At 70.4% G+C, this 21,285-nt stretch carries 17 protein-coding genes, 4 tRNA genes and 1 other RNA gene; 13 read left to right on the forward strand and 9 right to left on the reverse strand.

The window, feature by feature from the left end; all coding sequences use genetic code 11:
- Positions 1-11 precede the first annotated feature (11 nt).
- From OG963_RS24145 to OG963_RS24160, 4 genes are all read left to right on the forward strand, one after another.
- Positions 12-914: a bifunctional DNA primase/polymerase gene (locus OG963_RS24145; RefSeq protein ID WP_371799445.1), complete on the forward strand. Its 903-nt coding sequence runs from the start codon at positions 12-14 to the stop codon at positions 912-914.
- Positions 915-1,263: 349 nt separating this feature from the next.
- Positions 1,264-2,514, forward strand: a complete 1,251-nt coding sequence (locus OG963_RS24150; RefSeq protein ID WP_371799446.1) for a DUF3631 domain-containing protein — start codon at positions 1,264-1,266, stop codon at positions 2,512-2,514.
- Between the two features lie 170 nt (positions 2,515-2,684).
- On the forward strand, positions 2,685-2,930 hold the full coding sequence (locus OG963_RS24155; RefSeq protein ID WP_371799447.1) for a helix-turn-helix domain-containing protein: 246 nt from the start codon (positions 2,685-2,687) through the stop codon (positions 2,928-2,930).
- 9 nt (positions 2,931-2,939) lie between these two features.
- Entirely contained in the window at positions 2,940-4,199 is a 1,260-nt protein-coding gene (locus tag OG963_RS24160; protein ID WP_371799448.1) for a tyrosine-type recombinase/integrase, read from the forward strand.
- Between the two features lie 80 nt (positions 4,200-4,279).
- Here the strand turns inward: OG963_RS24160 and OG963_RS24165 are convergent.
- Positions 4,280-4,367 (reverse strand) — tRNA-Ser (locus OG963_RS24165).
- 109 nt (positions 4,368-4,476) lie between these two features.
- On the opposite strand from OG963_RS24165, the gene ffs reads away from it, so the two are divergent.
- From ffs to OG963_RS24195, 6 genes are all read left to right on the forward strand, one after another.
- An RNA gene (gene ffs, locus OG963_RS24170) (signal recognition particle sRNA small type) lies at positions 4,477-4,573 on the forward strand.
- Between the two features lie 113 nt (positions 4,574-4,686).
- Positions 4,687-6,852, forward strand: a complete 2,166-nt coding sequence (locus tag OG963_RS24175) for a DNA polymerase III subunit gamma and tau (protein WP_093930941.1) — start codon at positions 4,687-4,689, stop codon at positions 6,850-6,852.
- Between the two features lie 93 nt (positions 6,853-6,945).
- The gene (gene purD, locus OG963_RS24180; protein ID WP_030929733.1) at positions 6,946-8,196 is read left to right on the forward strand and encodes a phosphoribosylamine--glycine ligase; all 1,251 of its coding nucleotides are present in this window, start codon (positions 6,946-6,948) and stop codon (positions 8,194-8,196) included.
- A gap of 316 nt (positions 8,197-8,512) precedes the next feature.
- The gene (locus OG963_RS24185; RefSeq protein ID WP_093774027.1) at positions 8,513-10,276 is read left to right on the forward strand and encodes a hypothetical protein; all 1,764 of its coding nucleotides are present in this window, start codon (positions 8,513-8,515) and stop codon (positions 10,274-10,276) included.
- A gap of 212 nt (positions 10,277-10,488) precedes the next feature.
- A complete protein-coding gene (locus OG963_RS24190; RefSeq protein WP_093774029.1) occupies positions 10,489-11,949 on the forward strand; it encodes a N,N-dimethylformamidase beta subunit family domain-containing protein in 1,461 nt (486 codons plus the stop codon).
- Between the two features lie 111 nt (positions 11,950-12,060).
- Positions 12,061-12,960, forward strand: a complete 900-nt coding sequence (locus OG963_RS24195; RefSeq protein ID WP_093774031.1) for a phosphoribosylaminoimidazolesuccinocarboxamide synthase — start codon at positions 12,061-12,063, stop codon at positions 12,958-12,960.
- Between the two features lie 44 nt (positions 12,961-13,004).
- On the opposite strand, the gene OG963_RS24200 is transcribed toward OG963_RS24195, so the two are convergent.
- The 8 genes from OG963_RS24200 to OG963_RS24235 all read right to left on the reverse strand — a co-directional run bounded on the left by OG963_RS24200 (position 13,005) and on the right by OG963_RS24235 (position 17,547).
- Positions 13,005-13,080: transfer RNA gene (locus OG963_RS24200), tRNA-Gly, on the reverse strand.
- Between the two features lie 22 nt (positions 13,081-13,102).
- Positions 13,103-13,714: a response regulator transcription factor gene (locus tag OG963_RS24205; RefSeq protein ID WP_093774033.1), complete on the reverse strand. Its 612-nt coding sequence runs from the start codon at positions 13,712-13,714 to the stop codon at positions 13,103-13,105.
- Complete coding sequence (locus tag OG963_RS24210) at positions 13,711-14,964, reverse strand: sensor histidine kinase (protein ID WP_371800320.1); 1,254 nt, start codon at positions 14,962-14,964, stop codon at positions 13,711-13,713. Before OG963_RS24210 ends, OG963_RS24205 begins: the two co-directional genes overlap by 4 nt.
- A gap of 19 nt (positions 14,965-14,983) precedes the next feature.
- Positions 14,984-15,754, reverse strand: a complete 771-nt coding sequence (locus tag OG963_RS24215) for an ABC transporter permease (protein ID WP_030929720.1) — start codon at positions 15,752-15,754, stop codon at positions 14,984-14,986.
- Positions 15,751-16,707 carry an ABC transporter ATP-binding protein gene (locus OG963_RS24220; protein ID WP_093774037.1) on the reverse strand — a complete coding sequence of 319 codons (957 nt, stop codon included), beginning with the start codon at positions 16,705-16,707 and terminating at the stop codon, positions 15,751-15,753. Before OG963_RS24220 ends, OG963_RS24215 begins: the two co-directional genes overlap by 4 nt.
- Positions 16,708-16,859: 152 nt before the next feature.
- Positions 16,860-16,932: transfer RNA gene (locus tag OG963_RS24225), tRNA-Gly, on the reverse strand.
- 81 nt (positions 16,933-17,013) lie between these two features.
- Positions 17,014-17,085, reverse strand: a tRNA-Gly gene (locus OG963_RS24230).
- Positions 17,086-17,211: 126 nt separating this feature from the next.
- Positions 17,212-17,547 (reverse strand): Lsr2 family protein, encoded by a 336-nt coding sequence (locus OG963_RS24235; RefSeq protein WP_030929714.1) that lies wholly within the window; start codon positions 17,545-17,547, stop codon positions 17,212-17,214.
- Between the two features lie 381 nt (positions 17,548-17,928).
- Between OG963_RS24235 and purS the strand changes: the two genes are divergently transcribed.
- From purS to purL, 3 genes are read left to right on the forward strand one after another with little or no spacing between them, the layout of a single operon-like run.
- On the forward strand, positions 17,929-18,189 hold the full coding sequence (purS, locus tag OG963_RS24240; protein ID WP_030929711.1) for a phosphoribosylformylglycinamidine synthase subunit PurS: 261 nt from the start codon (positions 17,929-17,931) through the stop codon (positions 18,187-18,189).
- On the forward strand, positions 18,186-18,866 hold the full coding sequence (purQ, locus tag OG963_RS24245; protein WP_030929707.1) for a phosphoribosylformylglycinamidine synthase subunit PurQ: 681 nt from the start codon (positions 18,186-18,188) through the stop codon (positions 18,864-18,866). The genes purS and purQ overlap by 4 nt, the downstream gene beginning before the upstream one ends.
- Positions 18,863-21,112 carry a phosphoribosylformylglycinamidine synthase subunit PurL gene (purL, locus tag OG963_RS24250; protein ID WP_093774039.1) on the forward strand — a complete coding sequence of 750 codons (2,250 nt, stop codon included), beginning with the start codon at positions 18,863-18,865 and terminating at the stop codon, positions 21,110-21,112. The genes purQ and purL overlap by 4 nt, the downstream gene beginning before the upstream one ends.
- Positions 21,113-21,285: the final 173 nt, after the last annotated feature.

The following is a 21,285-nucleotide window of genomic DNA, read 5'->3' on the forward strand; positions in this document are numbered from 1 at the left end:
AGACGTTCAGCATGACCCATCAGGCACGTTCCGCGCTGCTCTGTGCAGCGCTCGATGCCGCCGCCCGCGGCTGGGCGGTGTTCCCGTTACGGCCCGGCGGTAAGCCGCCCGCCTTGCACGGTGAGGCCTCCTGCACCCGCACCGATGACTGCACCACCGGTCACCGCAAGTGGGAGCAGCGCGCCACCACCGACCCCGACCGCATCCACCGGGCCTGGTCCGCGGATCGGTTCAACATCGGGATCGCGACCGGGCCGTCCGGGCTGGTCGTCGTCGACCTCGACCTGCCCAAGCCCAACAGCAGTGCGGACACGCCTTGCGGCGTGACGACCTTCAAGGCGCTCTGCGAGCGCACCGGCCAGGCCGTCCCCACCACCTACCGGGTGCGGACCGCGAGCGGTGGAGAGCACCTGTACTTCGCCGCCCCGAACGGCATCCGGCTCGCCAACACGGCCGGGTTCCTGGCCCCACCGATCGACACCCGGGCCTGGGGCGGATACATCGTTGCCCCCGGCAGCACCGTGAACGGCCACGCCTACGAGGTAATCGACGCCGCCCCCGTCGCCCCACTGCCCAGATGGCTACTGGACGCTCTCAAGCCCGTTGAGCGCGCCACAGAGCCACTGCGACTGTCCGTACCGAAGCGGGGCAACCGGGCCGCGGAGACCGCACTGGAACGGGAAACCGCCCTAGTGGCCGCGACCGAAGAGGGCCGCCGTGAAGCCCAACTCTTCGAGAGCGCCCGCAAGGTGGCGCGCTTCGTCGGATGGGGCGACCTCACCCGCCAAGAGGTGGAAGAGGCATTTCAGAGGGCGGGGGAGTCGGCCGGACTCCCGGCATCCCAGTGCCGCGCCACGTTGCGCAGCGTCCTGAACTGGTCACTGCGCAACTGCCGGCCGCGGGAGACGACATGAGCCCCCGCCCCGATCCCCCTCTGAAATGCCCCTCCTCCGCCCTTACCGGGCCCGGCGTCGCCGAACCGACCCCGGTCGCATCCGGCAGTGGTGCGCCGAAGGTCGTCGGCCGTAAGGCCGTCCTTTCATCCGTTCGTCCTGACCCGCACACGGCCTCGGTGACCGGCATCCAACCCGGACTCCACATGCGCGGGCTGGAACGAGGCGGATTCCCCATCGCGGACTGGCTGTGTGCATGCGGCCACCACGAACGCGCCCGCGGCCGCAAAGCCGTCACCGCACTGACCACCCGCGTACGCGTCGGGCACTGCCCACACCGCGCACTCGCAGAGAACAGGAGGAACGCCGCATGACCGCCCCCGCACAGCCCACGGCGCCCATCGACGGCGCGGCACTGCTCGACGAGGTGGAGGCCTTCCACCGCCGGTTCAACATCTTCCCCAGGGAAGCCGCGTACGTGGCTGTGGTCCTGTGGGACGCGCACGCCCACCTCATGGACTGCTTCGACTCGACCGCCCGTCTGGCGTTCCTCTCCCCTGAGCCCGGCAGTGGCAAGAGCCGGGCCCTGGAGATCGTGGAAACCGTGGTGCCCCGCGCTCTGACCACGGTCAACTCCTCTGCCAACGCCCTCTTTCGCCTGGTGGACGCCCCTGAGGGCCGCCCCACGATCCTCTTCGATGAGATTGACACCGTGTTCGGTCCCAAGGCTGGGGACAACGAGCCGGTCCGCGGCTTCCTGAACTCGGGGTACCGGCGGTCTGGGAAGATGCACCGCTGCGTCGGTGACGGCGCCAACCAGACCGTCCAGCCGTTCTCGTCGTTCTGCGCGGTCGCCATGGCGGGGCTCGGTTCCCTGCCGGACACGATCCTGACCCGCTCCGTCATCATCCGGATGCGCAAGCGGGCTCCCAACGAGAGCGTGGAGTCCTACCGGCAGCGTCTCAACGAGCATGAAGGGTTCGCGCTGCGGGACCGTCTCGCCGAGTGGGCCGATAGCGTCCGCGACAGCGTGAAGGGCGCCTGGCCGGCGATGCCGGACGGGATCAACGACCGGCCGGCCGACGTGTGGGAACCCCTCCTCGCCGTCGCGGATGCGGCCGGCGGCCACTGGCCCGAGCGGGCCCGGGCGGCGTGCGTCGAACTCGTCAACGCCGCCCAGGACAACGACGAAGCATCCCTGGGCGTTCGGCTGCTCACGGACCTGCGCGACGCTGTGTTCTGCGGAGCGGAGCGACTGCCCACCGCCGTCATCCTCGAACGCCTCCTCGCGATGGATGACGCCCCGTGGGCCGATCTGGACGACAGGCCGCTGAACTCCCGGGGTCTGGCCAAGTTCCTCGGTCAGTACGTCACCCCGGGCAACAAGCCCATCAAGCCGCGCGGCATCCGCATCTCCTCCGGAACCCCGAAGGGCTACTACGCGGAAGACCTCACGGACGCCTGGACCCGGTACTGTCCCCCGCCCCCTCCCAGGTCCGCAACATCCGCCACAGCCGCCACACCGCAGGTCAGAGGGGGTGAATCTGTGGCGGATAGCGCCACAGCCATCCGCCACACGCCTCCGGAAACCGCCACACCACTCTTCTCCGTGGCCGGCTGACCGGCACCGGCGCGCAGGTGCCGCCGCACGCGGGTGTGGCGGCACCTATCCGCCACAGAATCGCTATCCGCCACAAACGCAAGCCGCTGACCTGCAATGTTGCGGCGTGGCGGATGTTGCGGATCCCCCAGAGCGAAGGAAGAGCACGCACTCGAAGAGGAGTCCCAGCCGTGGCACTCGTCCAGATGCACAAGACCGACGCGAACCGAGCCGACTTTGACCCCTCGCTGCTCGCCGTGACGGTAGAGGAAGCGGCCCGTCGCCTGAGTATCGGCCGGACCACGATGTACGGCCTGATCCGCGACGGAGCAGTACCGACCGTCCCCTTCGGCCGTAGCCGAAGGGTCCCCGTTCAAGCGCTCGTCGACTACCTGACCCAGCGCATGCAGACACGAAGCAACCACGCAGCCGCGTAAGGAGAAGCAATGGCCAAGCGGCCCAAGCGCCCGGACGGGGCGTCGTCCATCTATCTCGGCAGTGACGGCTACTGGCACGGCCGCGTGACCGTGGGCATCCGCGACGACGGTAAGCCGGACCGGCGCCACGTCATGAGCAAAGTCAGCGAAGGGGAGGTGATCAAGAAAGTCCGTGCCCTGGAGAAGCAGCGGGACGACGGCAAGGTACGGAAGCCCGGACGGCCGTGGACCGTGAAGGCGTGGCTGCTGCACTGGGTAGAGGAGATCGCCAAGCCTTCGGTGCGAGAGAACACGTACGCCGGCTACGAGGTGGCTGTACGAGTGCACCTCGCGCCGGGCGTGGGGGCTCACCGGCTGGACAAGCTGGAGCCCGAACACCTGGAGCGCTTCTACAGCCGGATGCTTGCCAACGGCAGCAAGCCCGCCACTGCCCACCAGGCGCATCGAACGATCCGCACCGCACTGAACCACGCAATGCGCCGTGGTCACGTCACACGGAATGTCGCCGCTCTCGCGGTTCCCCCGAGGATTGAGGAAGAGGAGGTGGAGCCGTACGACATCGAGGATGTGCAACGTCTCCTCTTCGAGGCCGCCAAGCTCCGGAACAGCGCCCGCTGGTCTATCGCGCTCGCGCTGGGGCTGCGGCAGGGTGAAGCGCTCGGGCTGCGGTGGGCGGATCTCGATACCAGCAGTGGTGTCCTGCGCGTCAGGAAGAACCGTCTGAGGCCGAAGTACCTGCACGGGTGCGGGGGCGATTGCGGTACGAAGCCGGGCTACTGCAAGAAGCGGGTCAGGAAGAACGAGGACACGGCCAACACGAAGTCGCGCGCCGGCCGCCGCGCTATCGGCGTCCCCGACGAGCTTGTGAGGCTGCTGGAGCTCCACCGCCGAGAGCAGGCACGCGAGCGGGCGATCGCTGGGAAGGATTGGCGCGAGTCGGGGTTCGTCTTCACTTCCCCCGTGGGCGAGCCGCTGGTGCCGAGTACGGACTACGACGTGTGGAAGCGGCTGCTCGCCGACGCCAAGGTCCGGGATGGGCGCCTGCACGATGCGAGGCACACCGCGGCGACAGTGCTCCTCATCCTCGGTGTCCCCGAACGGGTCGTGATGCAGATCATGGGCTGGTCATCCACGGCGATGGCGGCCCGGTACCAGCATGTGACGGGCGGCATCCTCGCCGACGTTGCGCAGCGGGTCGGGGGACTCATCTGGGAAGTCGCCAAGGACCCCGAGGAGAGCGGCCCGGAGGGCTCTGAGAAGTCTCGTTGAGACTGCAGTTGAGACTACGAACGTCGAAGGGCCCCACCGCAAGCGGTGGGGCCCTTCGACGTATTGCCCGGTGAGAGCAATGGCGGAGGATACGAGATTCGAACTCGTGAGGGGTTGCCCCCAACACGCTTTCCAAGCGTGCGCCCTAGGCCACTAGGCGAATCCTCCGCGGCAAACAATACAAGACGTTGAGGAGTGCTCGCGAACACGTTCCCCACGGCAGGGGTCGGGACGGCGGCCGGTGGACTTGATCGGGGTGGGATCGGCTAAGGTAGGCGTCAGCCCCTCACGTGGCGCTATCTGACTGAACTCCCCCAGGGCCGGAAGGCAGCAAGGGTAGGTTGGCTCTGGCGGGTGCGTGGGGGGCCCTTGCGTTCCCGGGGCCTGCGGAGTTTCCCGGTCTCTCCCGTGGTGCGGGGCCGTCCGGACCCTGGTGGTGTGCCCGGGCCGGGGCCGGTTGTCGGTCCGCCCCGATAACCTCGTAGGTGTGTCGTCCCTTGCGCTGTACCGCCGCTATCGCCCCGAGTCGTTCGCCGAGGTCATTGGGCAGGAGCATGTCACTGACCCGCTGCAGCAGGCCCTGCGGAACAACCGGGTCAATCACGCGTACCTGTTCAGCGGGCCGCGCGGCTGTGGGAAGACGACCAGTGCGCGCATCCTCGCCCGCTGTCTGAACTGTGAGCAGGGGCCGACGCCTACTCCGTGCGGGGAGTGCCAGTCCTGCCGGGACCTCGCGCGCAACGGGCCGGGCTCGATCGATGTCATCGAGATCGACGCCGCGTCGCACGGTGGCGTGGACGACGCCCGTGATCTGCGGGAGAAGGCGTTCTTCGGGCCCGCGTCCAGTCGTTACAAGATCTACATCATCGACGAGGCGCACATGGTCACGTCGGCGGGGTTCAACGCCCTGCTGAAGGTGGTCGAGGAGCCGCCGGAGCACCTCAAGTTCATCTTCGCGACCACCGAGCCCGAGAAGGTCATCGGCACGATCCGGTCGCGTACGCACCACTACCCGTTCCGCCTCGTGCCGCCGGGGACGCTGCGCGAATATCTCGGCGAGGTCTGCGGCAGGGAGAACAGCCACGTCGAGGACGGCGTCCTCCCGCTGGTCGTGCGGGCCGGTGCCGGATCCGTACGTGACTCGATGTCCGTGATGGACCAGCTGCTGGCCGGCGCGGGCGACGACGGTGTGACATACGCCATGGCGACCTCGCTGCTCGGTTATACGGACCTGTCGCTGCTGGACTCCGTCGTGGACGCGTTCGCCGCGGGCGACGGGGCCGCGGCGTTCGAGGTCGTGGACCGGGTGATCGAGGGCGGGAACGACCCGCGGCGCTTCGTCGCCGACCTGTTGGAGCGGCTGCGCGACCTGGTGATCCTGGCCGCAGTGCCCGATGCCGCGGAGAAGGGCCTCATCGACGCACCCGCCGACGTGGTGGAGCGGATGCAGGCCCAGGCGTCCGTCTTCGGCGCCGCCGAACTGAGCCGCGCCGCCGATCTGGTCAACCAGGGACTCACGGAGATGCGCGGGGCGACCTCGCCCCGTCTCCAGGTCGAGCTGATCTGCGCCCGGGTGCTGCTGCCCGCGGCCTTCGACGACGAGCGTTCGCTGCAGACCCGGCTGGACCGGCTGGAACGCGGCGCCTCCTTCGCGGCCGCCGGTGCCGGTCCCGCCATGGGGTACGTGCCGGGACCGCAGGCGCACGCGCCCGTGGCCGTGGTTCCGCCGGGTGACGGAGTCGCCGCGGCGCGGGCGGCCGTGCGGGGGGACGCTCCCGAGGCCGTGCCCCCCGCCGCGCCCGCACAACCCGCGCAGCCCGCCCAGTACGCGGCGCCGGCAGCGCCCGTTGCTCCTGCGCCTGCCGCTCCCGCTCCGCAGCCGACCCCCGAGGCTCCCGCGGGTGGGCAGCGTCCCGGGGCCTGGCCCGCCTCAGCCGCACCTGAGTCCGGGCGCCGCCCCGGTGGCTGGCCGACCGCCTCCGCCCCGGGTCAGGCACCGGCCCCCGTCACCCCTGCGGCCCCCGCCCCCGCAGCCCCGGCGCCCGCCCCCGGTGCTCCTCAGCCGAGTCCGGGTATGACGCAGGGTGCCGCGCAGGTGCGGAACATGTGGCCGGACATCCTCGAGGCCGTCAAGAACCGGCGCCGGTTCACCTGGATCCTGCTCAGCCAGAACGCGCAGGTCACCGGGTTCGACGGCGCCACCCTGCAGATCGGCTTCCTCAACGCCGGTGCCCGCGACAACTTCGCGAGCAGCGGCAGCGAGGACGTGCTCAAGCAGGCACTCGCCGAGCAGTTCAACATGCAGTGGAAGATCGAGGCGATCGTCGACCCGTCGGGCGGCACGGGACAGCCCCCGCAGACCGGCGGCGGCCGGCCGTCCGCCCCGCCCGCACCGCAGCGCCCGGCAGCGCCCGCCCCGCAGCAGTACGAGTCCCGGCCCGCGCCGGCCCAGCATCAGCAGCCGGGCGCCGCCCCCGCAGCGGCCTCCGCCCCGCAGCCGCACGCCGCTCCCGAGTCGCCGCGTCCGGTCGCCCCGGAGGACGACACCCCGGAGGCGGACGACCCGGATCTGGTCGACTCGGCGCTCTCCGGTCATGACCTCATCGTCCGGGAGCTGGGGGCCACGGTCGTCGAGGAGTTCACCAACGAGTAGCGCGGGCCGGGCGGGGCCGCGGTACGCCTCACGGGCCGTCCACGGAGCGGCATCCGTCAAGGCCGCCGCGCCCCGGCGGTTAGGCTGCACCCCGTGAAGGTCCTCGTCATCGGCGGCGGCGCCCGCGAACACGCCCTGTGCCGCTCTCTTTCCCTCGACCCCGACGTCACCGCTCTGTACTGCGCGCCCGGCAATGCCGGCATCGCAGAGGTGGCCGAACTGCACCCGGTCGACGCGCTCGACGGCGACGCCGTCGCGCGCCTCGCCACCGAACTGGGCGCCGAGCTGGTGGTCGTCGGCCCGGAGGCACCGCTTGTCGCCGGGGTCGCCGACGCCGTGCGCGCCGCGGGCATCCCCTGCTTCGGCCCCTCCGGTGAGGCGGCCCAGCTGGAGGGCTCCAAGGCGTTCGCCAAGGACGTGATGGCCGGAGCGGGTGTCCCCACCGCCCGCAGCTACGTCTGCACCACCCCTGCCGAGATCGACACCGCCCTCGACGCCTTCGGCGCCCCGTTCGTCGTCAAGGACGACGGTCTCGCGGCAGGCAAGGGCGTCGTCGTCACGGACGACGTCGAGGCGGCCCGCGCCCACGCGCTGGCCTGCGACCGCGTGGTCATCGAGGAGTTCCTCGACGGCCCCGAGGTGAGCCTCTTCGCGATCACGGATGGCACGACCGTGCTGCCGCTCCAGCCCGCCCAGGACTTCAAGCGGGCCCTCGACAACGACGAGGGCCCGAACACCGGCGGCATGGGCGCGTACTCCCCTCTTCCGTGGGCCGATCCCAAGCTGGTCGACGAGGTCATGGAGACGGTCCTCCAGCCGACCGTCGACGAGCTCCGCCGCCGCGGCACCCCCTTCTCCGGGCTGCTGTACGCGGGTCTCGCGATCACCTCGCGCGGCGTCCGTGTCATCGAGTTCAACGCCCGCTTCGGTGACCCGGAGACCCAGGTGGTCCTGGCCCGTCTGAAGACCCCGCTGGCCGGTGTCCTGCTGGGCTCCGCCAACGGCAACCTCGACGAGCTGCCCCCGCTCAAGTGGCGCGACGACGCCGCGGTCACCGTGGTCATCGCCTCGCACAACTACCCGGACACGCCGCGGACGGGTGACCCGATCCACGGCCTCGACGAGGTGGCGGCGCAGGATGCCCCGCATGCCTACGTCCTGCATGCCGGGACCAGGCGAGACGGCGACCAGATCGTCAGTGCGGGCGGCCGCGTGCTGTCCGTGACCGCGACCGGCAAGGACCTCGCCGGCGCCCGTGAGCGTGCCTACACGGCGGCCGCGCGGATCCGGCTCGAAGGCTCGCAGCTGCGAACGGACATCGCCCGGAAGGCTGCCGGAGTCTGACCGGGCGGCCCCGGCAGGCCCTGTACATCGCGCCCCCTCAGGTCCGAGGCCCGAGGGGGCGCGGCATGTCCCGGGACGTCCCGACCAGGTGCCCGAGCGCCTTTGCCTTATGGACACCGGTCCGTCAGCACCTTTGCCCAAAGCCATTCCATCGAGTGACGGCTGAGCCATCCGGATGACGCCCGCCGAGGCCCCAACTAGGGTGCGGCGCAAGCGTTCCGGCACTTGGCCCACCGGCATTGCGATGTCAGTGACGGGTGCCACAGTGGGGGAGTGAGCACTACCGCCGCGGGGGCAGAGGGGGTGACGTCCGGCCGTGTCCGGTACCGGTACTGGTGAGGAGCTGGGTGCGCAGGCTGCGCGCGCCCGAGCTCTCGCCCTGCTGCGCATCCGCAGCAGGGCAACGGCCGCGGCCCTGCTGCCGGCGGCGGTCGCCGTCGTGCTGCTCGTCGCGGCCGCGCAGGGCCGCATCGGCGGCGGCGGTTGGGACGCCCTGCGCTGGGCCGTGACGGCCTGCGCGGCGGTCGTGCTGCTGGGCGCCGCAGCGGTGTCGGTCGCGATCGCACGAGCGAGGCCGGCGGTCAGTCCGACCGTCCCGCTCACCGAGCAGGCCGCCCCCGATCTCTATCGGCTGGTCCGAGATCTCGCCGACCGGCTCGGCGTGCCCGCGCCGTCGGCCATAGCCCTGACGCCCGACTGCGACAGCTGGCTGGAGGACCGCACACACCGCTCCGCGCAGCCCGTGGAGAACTCGGCGACCCGGCCCGCCGCCTCCGGTGGCCGCCGTCACCGCGCCCCGGTGGCTCCCGTGCTGGTCATCGGGTCGCCGTTCCTGTGGTGGATGCGGGTCGCCGAGCTACGGGCGGTGCTCGCCCCGGTCGTCGCGGGTACGGGACCCGCCGCTCACCCCGATATAGCCGCCGCCCGCCGTTTCGTACGAGGGCTGGACGGCGCGGTCGCCGATGCGGCCGTCGCCGCCCCCGGAGGGTTCGCGCGGCTGCGGAGGCTGCCGCGCGGCCTCGTCGGCTGGATCGCCCGGCTGCTCCTGCGCAGCTGTCGCGGCCATGCCGCCGCGATGGAGCGGGGCGTCGCCGCCGCCGCGTCCGAGCGTGCACAGGCTGTGGACTACGGGCTGCGGATCGCGGCCCAGGAGCAGGTCGGCCTTGCCTACGCGGGCTGGGACCGGCTGCTCACCCGGGTTGCGCTGCCGGCCTGGCGGATGGGCCGCTGGCCGTCCCGGCTCGACGCCGGCGTCGTCTCCGCCCTCACCGAGCTTTCCCGGCGCGATCGCCTCGCCGACGGCTTCACCTCCCGACTCGGCGAGCGCCCCGCCTGTGACCTCCTCGAGGAGCCGGGCGCGGCCGACGAGGCGGCCTCGCTGCTCGCCGCCCGCCTCTTCCACGGCGGCCCCGCAGAGACAGGTCCCGACTGGTCCCCGGTCGACTGGCAGCAGTATCCGGAAGAGGTCGTCGACCGGAAGTGGCGTACCGAAGCGGCGCGGCTGCTCCGCGTCCTCGACGCGATGGGCGTACGCCCCACCCCGGCCGGAGGGCCCGACGAGACGGTCGGGGGAGTCGGGACCGTCCGGGCCTTCGGGGCACACGGCGTCGATGCCGTCGGTGTCGCCGTGCCCACACTGGCCCGGGTCGTCGAGCAGCTCTCCGGCCCGGACGGGCGGGGTGAGGAGCTCGCGGCCGGGATCAGCGCGGCGGTGGCCCGCGAGGAGGCGGCGGCCCCGCAGCAGCCTCCGGCAGGATCGCCCGCCTCGTCCGACGGGGACGCCCTGGACTTCTGGGGCACCGACCCCCTGCCGCTCTTTCCGCTCCAGCCGCCCCGTACCGGCACGGAGCTGCTCGCCGACCATGTCGCGGCGATGGTCTGCTGCGCCGCCGTGGACACGGCAGGCGCGGCGCCCGGCCTCGACTGGCTCGACGGGCCGGCCCTGCTGGTCGACGGCGAGCGCAGGGCGGATCTGGGCAGCCCCGTGCTCAGCCTGGTCGAGGACGGGGACGCCGGACCGCTGCGTTGCTGGCTCGCCTCGGTCGGTGTCCGCACGGACAAGCCGGTCCGTCTCGTGTGACCCACGGCCGACCCCGTCCCCACCCGGCACGGCGAGGAATCCGGAGGGGCGCGTTCCATTCACGTCAATTCGCGACGAACGGTGACGGAGTGCATGCGTTATGTGATGTGCTGGGGATCGGCGCTGACAGCCGTCGCACCACAGGCTGACATCCGGCGCACCGCAGTCGGCACATCACCGTTGTCTCGGGGGATTCGAGGGAGGTAAGCGCTATGGGGGCGGAGCAGATTCGTCGGTGGGAATCGGGTGCCCTGGCGCATGCCGTCTCCGACCCCTTCGGCCAGGGCCCCCTCCCCTGGCTGCGCGGCAGTGAGAACTACTTCGACGACACCGGCCAGGTCGTCCCCTGGTACGCCGATCTCGCCCTGGCCCGCGGTACCGGAGGCGGCACCCGTACCGCCGACGACGTACACCGCCAGATCAAGGGCTTCATCTCGAGCGGCGCCGCGGCCCCCGGCGAGGCGATCGACTTCCACATCACCGTGGACCCGCCCCAGCAGTTCTCCGTGGACATCTACCGGATCGGCCATTACGGCGGCGACGGCGCCGCCAAGATCACCACCAGCCCGCGGCTCTCCGGCATCGTCCAGCCGCCCCCGCTCACCGCCGACCGGACCGTCTCCTGCCACCACTGGTGGCAGTCCTGGCGGCTGCAGATCCCCACCTACTGGTCGATCGGCGCCTATGTCGCCGTGCTCACCACGGCCGACGGATACCGCTCCCACATCCCTTTCACGGTCCGCGACGACCACCCGGCGGATCTGCTGCTCGTCCTGCCGGACATCACCTGGCAGGCGTACAACCTCTACCCCGAGGACGGCCGCACCGGCGCCAGCCTCTACCACGCCTGGGACGAGCAGGGCCGGCTCCTCGGCGAGGAGGACGCCGCGGTCACCGTCTCCTTCGACCGCCCGTACGCGGGTGCCGGTCTGCCGCTCCATGTCGGCCATGCCTACGACTTCATCCGCTGGGCCGAGCGGTACGGCTACGACATCGCGTACGCCGACACCCGCGATCTGCACGCGGGCCGGATCGACGTCGGCCGCTACCGAGGTCTGGTCTTCCCGGGCCACGACGAGTACTGGTCGGTACCGATGCGCCGCACGGCGGAGGCCGCCCGGGACGGCGGCACCTCGCTGGTCTTCCTCTCCGCCAACACCATGTACTGGCAGGTCAGCCTCTCCCCGTCGCCGTCCGGCGTACCGGACCGCCTGCTCACCTGCCGCAAGCGCCGTGGCCCGGGGAAGCCCGCGCTCTGGCGCGAGGTCGACCGGGCCGAGCAGCAGCTCCTCGGCATCCAGTACGCGGGCCGGGTCCCCGACCCCCACCCCCTGGTCGTACGGAACGCGGAGCACTGGCTCTGGGACGCGACCGGGGCCGACGAGGGCGACGAGATCGACGGCCTGGTCGCGGGCGAGGCCGACCGCTACTTCCCGCGCACCACACTCCCCCAGCACGAGAACCGCATCCTGCTCGCCCACTCCCCCTACCAGGACAGCGAAGGCACGACGCGCCACCAGGAGACGTCCCTGTACCGGGCCCCTTCAGGCGCCCTCGTCTTCGCCTCCGGCACCTTCGCCTGGTCCCCGGCGCTGGACCGCCCCGGCCATGTGGACCCGCGCATCCAGCGCGCCACCGCCAATCTGCTCGACCGCATCTGCAAACACGTCTGAACGACGCGTCACCGTCGCCACGCACTGCCCCTGCTCCACCCCGCTCCACCCCACGCCATCCGGATACGGGACAATCGGAACGACTCCTGGATCAACCTACGCGGAGGCAGCGTGTCCGGATTCGTAGAAAAGCCCGAGCCCGTGGTGGTCCCCGGACTCACCCACCTCCACACCGGCAAGGTGCGGGATCTGTACCGGAACGAGGCGGGCGACCTCGTCATGGTCGCCAGCGACCGTATGTCCGCGTACGACTGGGTCCTGCCCACCGAGATCCCCGACAAGGGACGGGTCCTCACCCGGCTGTCGCTGTGGTGGTTCGACCAGCTCTCCGATCTCGTCCCGAACCACGTCCTGTCCACGGAGCTCCCCGCCGGGGCACCCGCGGACTGGTCCGGCCGGACGCTGATCTGCAAGTCGCTTCGGATGGTCCCGGTCGAGTGCGTCGCCCGCGGCTATCTGACCGGCTCGGGCCTCGTCGAGTACAACGTGTCCCGTACGGTCTGCGGCCTCGCCCTCCCCGACGGCCTCGTCGACGGCTCCGAACTCCCGGCGCCGATCTTCACCCCCGCCACCAAGGCGGCCGTCGGCGACCACGACGAGAACGTGTCGTACGAGGAAGTGGCCCGCGAGGTCGGCACGGAGACCGCGGCCCGGCTGCGCCGCACCACCCTCGACGTCTACGCCCGGGCCCGGGACATCGCCCGTGAGCGCGGCATCATCCTCGCGGACACGAAGTTCGAGTTCGGCTTCGACGGTGACGAGCTGATCATCGCGGACGAGGTGCTCACGCCGGACTCGTCCCGCTTCTGGCCGGCCGCCGCCTGGGAGCCGGGCAAGGCCCAGCCCTCGTACGACAAGCAGTTCGTGCGGGACTGGCTGACCTCGCCGGCCTCCGGCTGGGACCGCAAGAGCGAGCAGCCGCCGCCGGCACTGCCCCAGGAGATCGTCGACGCGACCCGGTCGAAGTACCTGGAGGCGTACGAGCTCCTCACCGGCAACACCTGGCAGTAGGACACGAAGAAGGCCCCGGTCACGAGGACCGGGGCCTTCTTGCGTGGAGCGAACGACGAGGTTCGAACTCGCGACCTCAACCTTGGCAAGGTTGCGCTCTACCAGCTGAGCTACGTTCGCATGCGCCGAAGCGCGAGAACTACTATACCCATCCTCGCTCCCGCGCGAGACGCACTGCCGCGTGGCGGTTCTCCGCGCCGAGCTTCGAGGCGGCCGCGGAGAGGTAGTTCCGCACGGTCCCCGGCGACAGGGACGCCCGCTCCGCGATCTCCGCCACCGGCGCTCCGTCCGCCGCCAGTTCCAGTACCTCGGCCTCGCGGACGGTCAGCGGCGAGTCCCCGGCGGAGATCGCGTCGGCTGCCAACTCCGGGTCCACATAACGGCTTCCGGCGTGCACGGTACGGATGATGCCGGCCAGTTGCCGGGCGCTGACCGTCTTCGGCACGAAGGCCCGCACACCCGCCGCGAGCGCCCGCTTCAGATGTCCGGGGCGGCCGTGACCGGTCACGATCATGGTCCGGCAGTCGGGCAGTTCGGTCCGCAGCGATGTGGCCACACTCACACCGTCGGCCCCCGGCATCTGCAGATCGAGGACCACCACATCGGGGTGGTGGGCCCGCGCCATGGCGAGAGCCTCCGGGCCGGTCGCCGCCTCCGCGACCACCACGAGGTCGTCCTCCAGCGCGAGCAGCGCGGCGAGCGCCCCCCGGATCAGATGCTCGTCGTCGGCGAGCAGTACGCGTATCGCGGTCATCGCCGCCCCTCCAGAACCGACGGACGGTTCTCCCCGCAGGTCAGCGGGATCTTTGCCGTCAGCCTGAACAGCCCGTCGTCCACCGGACCCGCGGCCAGCGAGCCGCCGAGGGCGCCGAGCCGCTCCCGCAGCCCGGCCAGCCCGGAACCGCTCTCCCCGGCCGCCGTGCACGGTGCCCCATCGTTCTCCACGTTCAGCACCACCCTGTCCGCCGAGGCGCTGAGCCGGATCGTGCAGAGACGTGCGTCACCGTGCCGCAGCACATTGGTCGCCGCCTCCCGCACCGCCCAGCCGAGCGCCGACTGCACGGCCTCGGGCAGCTGCCCGCCGCCGTCGCCCGTCACCTCGCACTCGATGCCGGCCGCCTTCAGTACGCCCTGCGCGCCGACGAGTTCCGTACTCAGATCGGCTTCCCGGTATCCGCGGACGACATCGCGTACCTCCTGCTGGGAGGCGCGCGCGATCCGTTGCACCTCGACCATCTGGTCCACGGCTTCCGTCCTGCCGCGCTGCGCCAGCCCCACCGCAAGTTCGCTCTTCAGCGCGATCACGGCGAGATTGCGCCCCAGGACGTCGTGCATGTCCCGGCCGAACCGCAGCCGCTCCTCGGCGACGGCCAGTCGTGCCTGCAGATCCCGGGCCTCCTCCGCCTGCCACATCACGCTGAGGCTCCAGACGCTGGGCCGTACGGACACCAGGACCAGCAGGCCCCCGAACATCGTCGTCGGGACCACCCCGGCCAGGATGCCGCCGCGTACCCCGACCGCGGCGAAGAGTCCGACGCTCAGGGCCGTCAGGACCAGGGACTGGACCAGGAAGGTGCGGGCCGGGACGAGCAGCACCTGGGTGATCATCAACGCCATCGGGGTGTTCATGACCAGCAGAAGCAGCCCGTCGTCGTCGATGCCGCCCACGCCGCTCAGCGCCGCCAGCAGCCCCAGGGCCAGCGCCATCAGCGCCGACGGCGCCACCAGCCGGCGCCGGGGGAAGACAGACGTGCCGAGGTAGTGCTCGTACGACGGCTCCACGTTCCGGTTGCTCAGCACACACTGGGCGAGGCTCACCAGCAGGAGCGCCCCGCCCAGTGCCAAGGGCAGCGGATCGTGCGAGATGTCCGAGGAGAAGGGCGCCAGTCCCCACGCCAGCGTGAAGAGCCAGGGCATCACCGCCACGGTGAACCGCGAATAGAGAGAAATTCGGTCGAGCTTGCCGCGCTCTTGCCAGCCGCGTCGCCAGTCCCGTACGCGCATTCCCATCGCCCAAGCCCCCTCACCGCCGCGGTTCCCAGCGGAACCAGCGCTGCACAGCAAACACCGCGAGCGCCGTCCAGACCAGTGCGTTCAGCCCCGCCCCGAGCACTTCGGCGCCTTCCCCGCCGCCGAGCCAGCCGATCCGTACGAGGCTCATCACACCGGTCATCGGCAGCAGTTCGCACACCGACGCCAGCCCGTCCGGCAGTACCTCGAGGGGTACGAAGAGCCCGGATCCCACCATCGAGACGAGGAACAGCGGCAGGGTGGTGAGCTGGGCGGTCTGGACGGTGCGGGTCACCACGGAGGTCGCGGCCGCCAGTGCCGTCAGCATCACGGCACCCAGCAGCAGCCCGGCGGCGAGCAGTTCGGGCCGCCGCGGCCCGCCGAGCCCGAAGGCGGCGGAGCCGACCGAGATCATCAGCGCGGTCTGCGCGAGGGCCAGCGCGACGGACGGCAGAGCGGTCCCGGTGAGGATCTCCCGGTCGGGCACCTCTCCGGTACGCAGCCGCTTGAGCACCAGATCCTCGCGTCGTGCGACATAGGCGGCGGCCAGGTTCATGTAGACGACCTGGATCAGCACCATGCCGACGCCGCCGCTCAGTGCCGCTCCGGCGACGCTCACGCCGGTCCCGGCGAGGTCGACCGATTCGAGCGACGACTTCATCGCCGCGACCATCACGACCGGGACGAGCAGCGCGACGAAGACCGCCGTCCTGTTCCGCAGGAGCAGCGTCAGCTCGGCCCGCCCGAGAGCACGCAGCCGCCGCCGGGCCGTTGTGCTCGTCATGCCGCCACCGCCGCTTCCTGCTCTGAGGCCTCACGCGCCGTCGAGTCGTGCGCCGTCCGGGCGATATCGAGAAATGCCTCTTCGAGCGAGGCCGAACGGGCATCGAGCCGCAGGAGTTCCACGTCCGACTCCTGTGCCCAGCGCAGCAGTTCGCCCAGCGACTCCTGCAGCCGGTGGGTGCGGATCTCGATCCGCCGGCCGTCGGCCGCGGCCCGCAGCCCCAGCGGCAGCCGCCGCGCGCCGACCCCGTCGGGCAGCTCGAACCGGATCCGGGCCGGACGGGACGCTGTCACCTCGGCAGGCGTGCCCGCCACCACGATCCGGCCCCGGTGCATGATCGCCAGCCGGTCGGCGAGTGATTCCGCCTCTTCCAGGTAGTGAGTGGTGAGCAGGACCGTCGTGCCGCCGCCCCGCAGCGTCCGTACCAGCTCCCAGGTGTCCCGCCGCCCCTCGGCATCGAGTCCGGTGGTCGGCTCGTCCAGGAAGAGCACGTCCGGACGGCCGAGCAGCGCCAGTGCGAGATCGAGGCGCCGTTTCTCGCCGCCGGAGAGCTGCTTGACCCGTACGCGCGCCCGGTCACGGAGCCCGACCAGCTCCAGCGCCTCACCGGTCGGCCGCGGCGCACTGGTGCATCCCGACCACATCCGCAGGGTCTCGGCGACCGTGAGATCGGACGGGAAGCCGCCTTCCTGGAGCATCACCCCGATCCGGGGGCGGACGGCGGCGCGCTCGCGGTACGGGTCGTGGCCCAGCACCCGGACCGTACCGCCGTCGGGCCGGGCCAGCCCTTCCAGCAGTTCGACGGTGGATGTCTTGCCCGCCCCGTTCGTCCCGAGCAGCGCGAAGATCTCGCCACGCGCCACGGAGAAGGAGATCCCGGTCACCGCCTCGAAGCCGCCGGCGTAACGTCGCCGCACCCCGTCCGCCTCGATCACGCATTCATCGCTGGTCATACCTTCAGGTTTCCGCCTGATGGCGGCCGCGAGCAGTGCGAGCTGTCATCACTGCCCATGACAAACGTCATGGGTGGTCACGGAGCAGGGTGCCGGAATACGACGAAGGCCCTGGTCGATATCGACCAGGGCCTTCGAACAACACGATCAAGAGCGGACGACGAGATTCGAACTCGCGACCCTCACCTTGGCAAGGTGATGCTCTACCAACTGAGCCACGTCCGCATTGCTGCCGCTCAGCTTTCACTGGGCGGTGCGAACACCACTCTACCCGATCCACCGGAGTGGTCCATAAGAGTGATGTAGAGCGGGTGACAGGAATTGCACACTGCGCCTTCCCCCTGGAAGGGGGATGTTCTGCTACTGAACTACACCCGCACGCTGCGTGAGGTTCGGCCTTTTCGGCCTTGCCCCTCGGCGTGCTCCAGACTCTAGCCGACCTGATGGGGTGTCGCGCAAGTCGGTGTCTGCGGGGTGTCGTCGCAAGGTGCGTTCCCGTACCCCTCAACTCGCCTCGCGGAAGGCCTCGTAGACCTTCTTGGGGATCCGGCCGCGAGCCGGTACGTCCATTCGGTGCGACCTGGCCCAGGCGCGCACGGCCGCCGGGTCGGGTGCGAGTGAGGTGTGCCGGTACGACACGGGGGTCTTGCCGTGCTTGCCGGCATTTGTCTGCTTACGGCCGGCCGCCACGTACGGGGCCAGGGCCTTGCGCAGTTTCTTTGCATTGGACGGATTCAGGTCGATCTCGTACGACTTCCCGTCCAGGGCGAAGGCAACCGTTTCCGCCGCTTCTCCCCCGTCGATGTCGTCGGAGAGCGTGACCACTACGCGCTGAGCCACGGATATTGGTCCTTTCCTGCGGCATCGGCGCGTCTGACATGCGCTGATGCCGGCCTTCCGGCTGCTGGGCGGATGGGGCCGACATGTGTCGACTGTTTAGAGGCAATACTGCTTTCCCTGCTAATCATTTGTACAGCGGTAGGCACCGCATTGTGAAGCCCAGCCAATTACCTGCGCGTGTCCACCTTCTATGCGCGATCCTGTGAGGATTTTTTTCGCGCGACTTTTCCCGCGCGTTGTCACGGCCGATATCTCCGCGTGATCAGGGCCTGACGTTATCTACCCGCGTAGAATTTCTGGCCAGGTAGGCTGAGGTCACCTGCGGGGGTCTGGGGAGCCCCCCGGAGAAACAGCCGCACCACACCACCACCGGGAGTGCCAGTGGCACGCGTCGTAGTCGACGTCATGCTCAAGCCCGAGATCCTCGACCCGCAGGGACAGGCGGTGCAGCGTGCACTGCCCCGTCTCGGCTTCGAGGGAATCGCGGACGTACGTCAGGGAAAGCGTTTCGAGCTCGAGGTCGAGGGGCCGGTCGACGACGCCGCCCTCACCCGCATTCATGAGATGGCCGAGACGTTCCTCGCCAACACCGTCATCGAGGACTTCACCGTGAAGGTGGAGAAGGCCGAGGAGTCGAAGTGACTGCTCGTATCGGAGTCGTCACCTTTCCCGGCACGCTCGACGACCAGGACAGCCTGAGGGCCGTCCGCGTCGCGGGCGCCGAACCCGTATCGCTGTGGCACCGCGACAAGGACCTGCACCAGGTCGACGCGGTCATCCTGGCGGGCGGTTTCTCCTACGGCGACTATCTGAGGGCCGGAGCCATCTCCCGGTTCTCGCCGGTCATGGAGACCGTCATCGAGCAGGCGAAGGCCGGAATGCCGGTCCTCGGTATCTGCAACGGCTTCCAGATTCTGACCGAGGCACATCTGCTGCCCGGCGCGATGCTGCGCAACAACCACCTGCACTTCATCTGCCGCGACCAGAAGCTGCGCGTCGAGAACGCGGAGACCGCCTGGACCTCGGACTACTCCGCGGGCCAGGAAATCTCCGTGCCGCTCAAGAACATGGACGGGCGTTACGTCGCCGACGAGCGCGTCCTCGACGAGCTGGAGGCGGAGGGCCGTGTCGCCTTCCGTTACCTGGACGTGAACCCCAACGGTTCGCTGCGCGACATCGCCGGCATCACCAATGCCGCGGGCAACGTCGTCGGTCTGATGCCGCACCCGGAGCACGCCGTCGAGCCGCTGATCGGAACCGGTCGCACCGACGGCCTCGGTTTCTTCACCTCGATCATCAAGAAGCTGGTCAACGCATGAGCCTGGATACGGTCAAGCACGCGGCCGAGACCCCGGACGTCGCGCAGCCCTGGAAGGAGCTCGGCCTCAAGGAGGACGAGTACGCCCGGATCCGCGAGATCCTGGGCCGTCGTCCCACCGGTGCCGAGCTCGCCATGTACTCCGTGATGTGGTCCGAGCACTGCTCGTACAAGAGCAGCAAGGTCCACCTCAAGCAGTTCGGCGAGAAGGTCCCCGCCAACGACGCGATGCTCGTCGGCATCGGCGAGAACGCCGGTGTGGTCGACGTCGGTCAGGGTTACGCGGTCACCTTCAAGGTCGAGTCGCACAACCACCCCTCGTACATCGAGCCCTACCAGGGCGCGGCCACCGGCGTCGGCGGCATCGTCCGCGACATCCTCGCCATGGGCGCCCGCCCGGTCGCGGTCGTCGACCCGCTGCGGTTCGGCGCGGCCGACCACCCCGACACCAAGCGGGTGCTGCCCGGCGTCGTCGCGGGTATCGGCGGGTACGGCAACTGCCTCGGTCTGCCGAACATCGGCGGCGAGGTCGTCTTCGACGCCTGCTACCAGGGCAACCCGCTCGTCAACGCCGGCTGCATCGGCGTGATGAAGCACGAGGACATCCACCTCGCCAAGGCCTCCGGCCCCGGCAACAAGGTGATCCTGTACGGCGCTCGCACCGGTGGCGACGGCATCGGCGGCGTCTCGGTCCTGGCCTCGGAGACCTTCGAGTCGACCGGCCCGGCGAAGCGTCCGGCCGTCCAGGTCGGCGACCCGTTCCAGGAGAAGCTCCTGATCGAGTGCACCCTGGAGATCTTCGGCGAGAAGCTCGTCGCCGGTATCCAGGACCTCGGCGGCGCGGGCCTTTCCTGCGCCACCTCGGAGCTGGCCTCCGCGGGCTCCGGCGGTATGCGCGTCGAGCTGGACACCGTTCCGCTGCGCGACTCCTCCCTCTCGCCCGAGGAAATCCTCATGAGCGAGTCGCAGGAGCGCATGTGCGCGATCGTCGAGCCGGACAAGGTCGACCGCTTCATGGAGATCTGCGAGAAGTGGGACGTCATCGCCACCGTCATCGGTGAGGTGACCGAGGGCTCGCAGCTGGAGATCTTCTGGCACGGCGAGCAGATCGTCGACGTGCCGCCGCGGTCCGTCGCCCACGAGGGCCCGACGTACCACCGCCCGTTCGCCCGCCCGTCCTGGCAGGACGCACTGCAGGCCGACGACGCGAACAAGCTGGCCCGCCCGGCGAACGCCGCCGAGCTGCGCGAGCAGGTCCTCAAGCTGGTCGCCTCTCCGAACCAGGCCTCCAAGGCGTGGATCACGGACCAGTACGACCGGTTCGTGCAGGGCAACACCGTGCTCGCGATGCCCGAGGACGCCGGCATGGTCCGGATCGACGAGAAGTCGAACCTGGGCGTGGCCATGGCGACCGACGGCAACGGCCGGTACGCGAAGCTCGACCCGTACACGGGCGCGCAGCTCGCACTGGCGGAGGCGTACCGCAATGTCGCCACCTCCGGCGCCAAGCCGCTCGCCATCTCGGACTGCCTGAACTTCGGTTCGCCCGAGGACCCGGACGTCATGTGGCAGTTCGCCGAGGCCACCCGTGGTCTCGCGGACGGCTGCCTGGAGCTGGGCACCCCGGTCACCGGCGGCAACGTGTCGCTGTACAACCAGACCGGTGAGACGGCGATCCACCCGACGCCGGTCGTCGCCGTGCTCGGTGTGATCGACGACGTGACCCGTCGTACGCCGGTCGCCTTCAAGGACGAGGGCCAGCTCCTCTACCTGCTCGGCGACACGCGTGAGGAGTTCGGCGGCTCGGCCTGGTCCGAGGTCGTCCACAACCACCTCGGCGGTCTGCCGCCCAAGGTCGACCTGGGCCGCGAGAAGCTGCTCGGCGAGATCCTGATCTCGGCGTCCCGCGACGGGATGGTCGACGCGGCGCACGACCTCTCCGACGGCGGTCTGATCCAGGCGGTCACCGAGTCCTGCCTCCGTGGCGGGAAGGGTGCCCGGCTGGTCGTGCCGGACGGTCTGGACGCGTTCACGTTCCTCTTCTCGGAGTCGGCCGGCCGCGCGGTCGTCTCGATTCCGCGTAGCGAGGAGCTCCGCTTCAACGACATGTGCGGGGCGCGGGGTCTGCCCGTCACCCGGATCGGTGTCGTGGACGGCGAGGAGATCGAGGTCCAGGGCGAGTTCAGCATTCCGCTGAGCGAGCTCCGCACGGCGCACGAGGCGACGATTCCGGGCCTGCTCGCCTGAGCCGGTTCCGTGCCGACGCTTTGAGCGAAGCCCCCGTCCGGTCCATCGGACGGGGGCTTCGTCGTCGCGTGCGTACCGGTGCCGGCCCGGTCCGGCGGTGGTGAGCGGCAGCGTCACTGCGGCTCGGAGTGCCGCCTGGGCTGTTTCGCGACCGGGGCCGACCGGGGCACGGC

The sequence above is a fragment of the Streptomyces sp. NBC_01707 genome (genome assembly GCF_041438805.1).
Lineage (GTDB): Bacteria > Actinomycetota > Actinomycetes > Streptomycetales > Streptomycetaceae > Streptomyces.

Excerpts from the sequence above, each read along its gene's own strand:
- OG963_RS24145 (WP_371799445.1), top strand. The coding sequence starts at position 12 with ATGACCCATCAGGCACGTTCCGCGCTGCTCTGTGCAGCGCTCGATGCC.
- OG963_RS24190 (WP_093774029.1), top strand. The coding sequence starts at position 10,489 with ATGGGGGCGGAGCAGATTCGTCGGTGGGAATCGGGTGCCCTGGCGCAT.
- purL (WP_093774039.1), top strand. The coding sequence starts at position 18,863 with ATGAGCCTGGATACGGTCAAGCACGCGGCCGAGACCCCGGACGTCGCG.
- OG963_RS24160 (WP_371799448.1), top strand. The coding sequence starts at position 2,940 with ATGGCCAAGCGGCCCAAGCGCCCGGACGGGGCGTCGTCCATCTATCTC.
- OG963_RS24205 (WP_093774033.1), bottom strand. The coding sequence starts at position 13,714 with ATGACCGCGATACGCGTACTGCTCGCCGACGACGAGCATCTGATCCGG.
- OG963_RS24215 (WP_030929720.1), bottom strand. The coding sequence starts at position 15,754 with ATGACGAGCACAACGGCCCGGCGGCGGCTGCGTGCTCTCGGGCGGGCC.
- OG963_RS24210 (WP_371800320.1), bottom strand. The coding sequence starts at position 14,964 with ATGCGCGTACGGGACTGGCGACGCGGCTGGCAAGAGCGCGGCAAGCTC.
- OG963_RS24150 (WP_371799446.1), top strand. The coding sequence starts at position 1,264 with ATGACCGCCCCCGCACAGCCCACGGCGCCCATCGACGGCGCGGCACTG.
- OG963_RS24220 (WP_093774037.1), bottom strand. The coding sequence starts at position 16,707 with ATGACCAGCGATGAATGCGTGATCGAGGCGGACGGGGTGCGGCGACGT.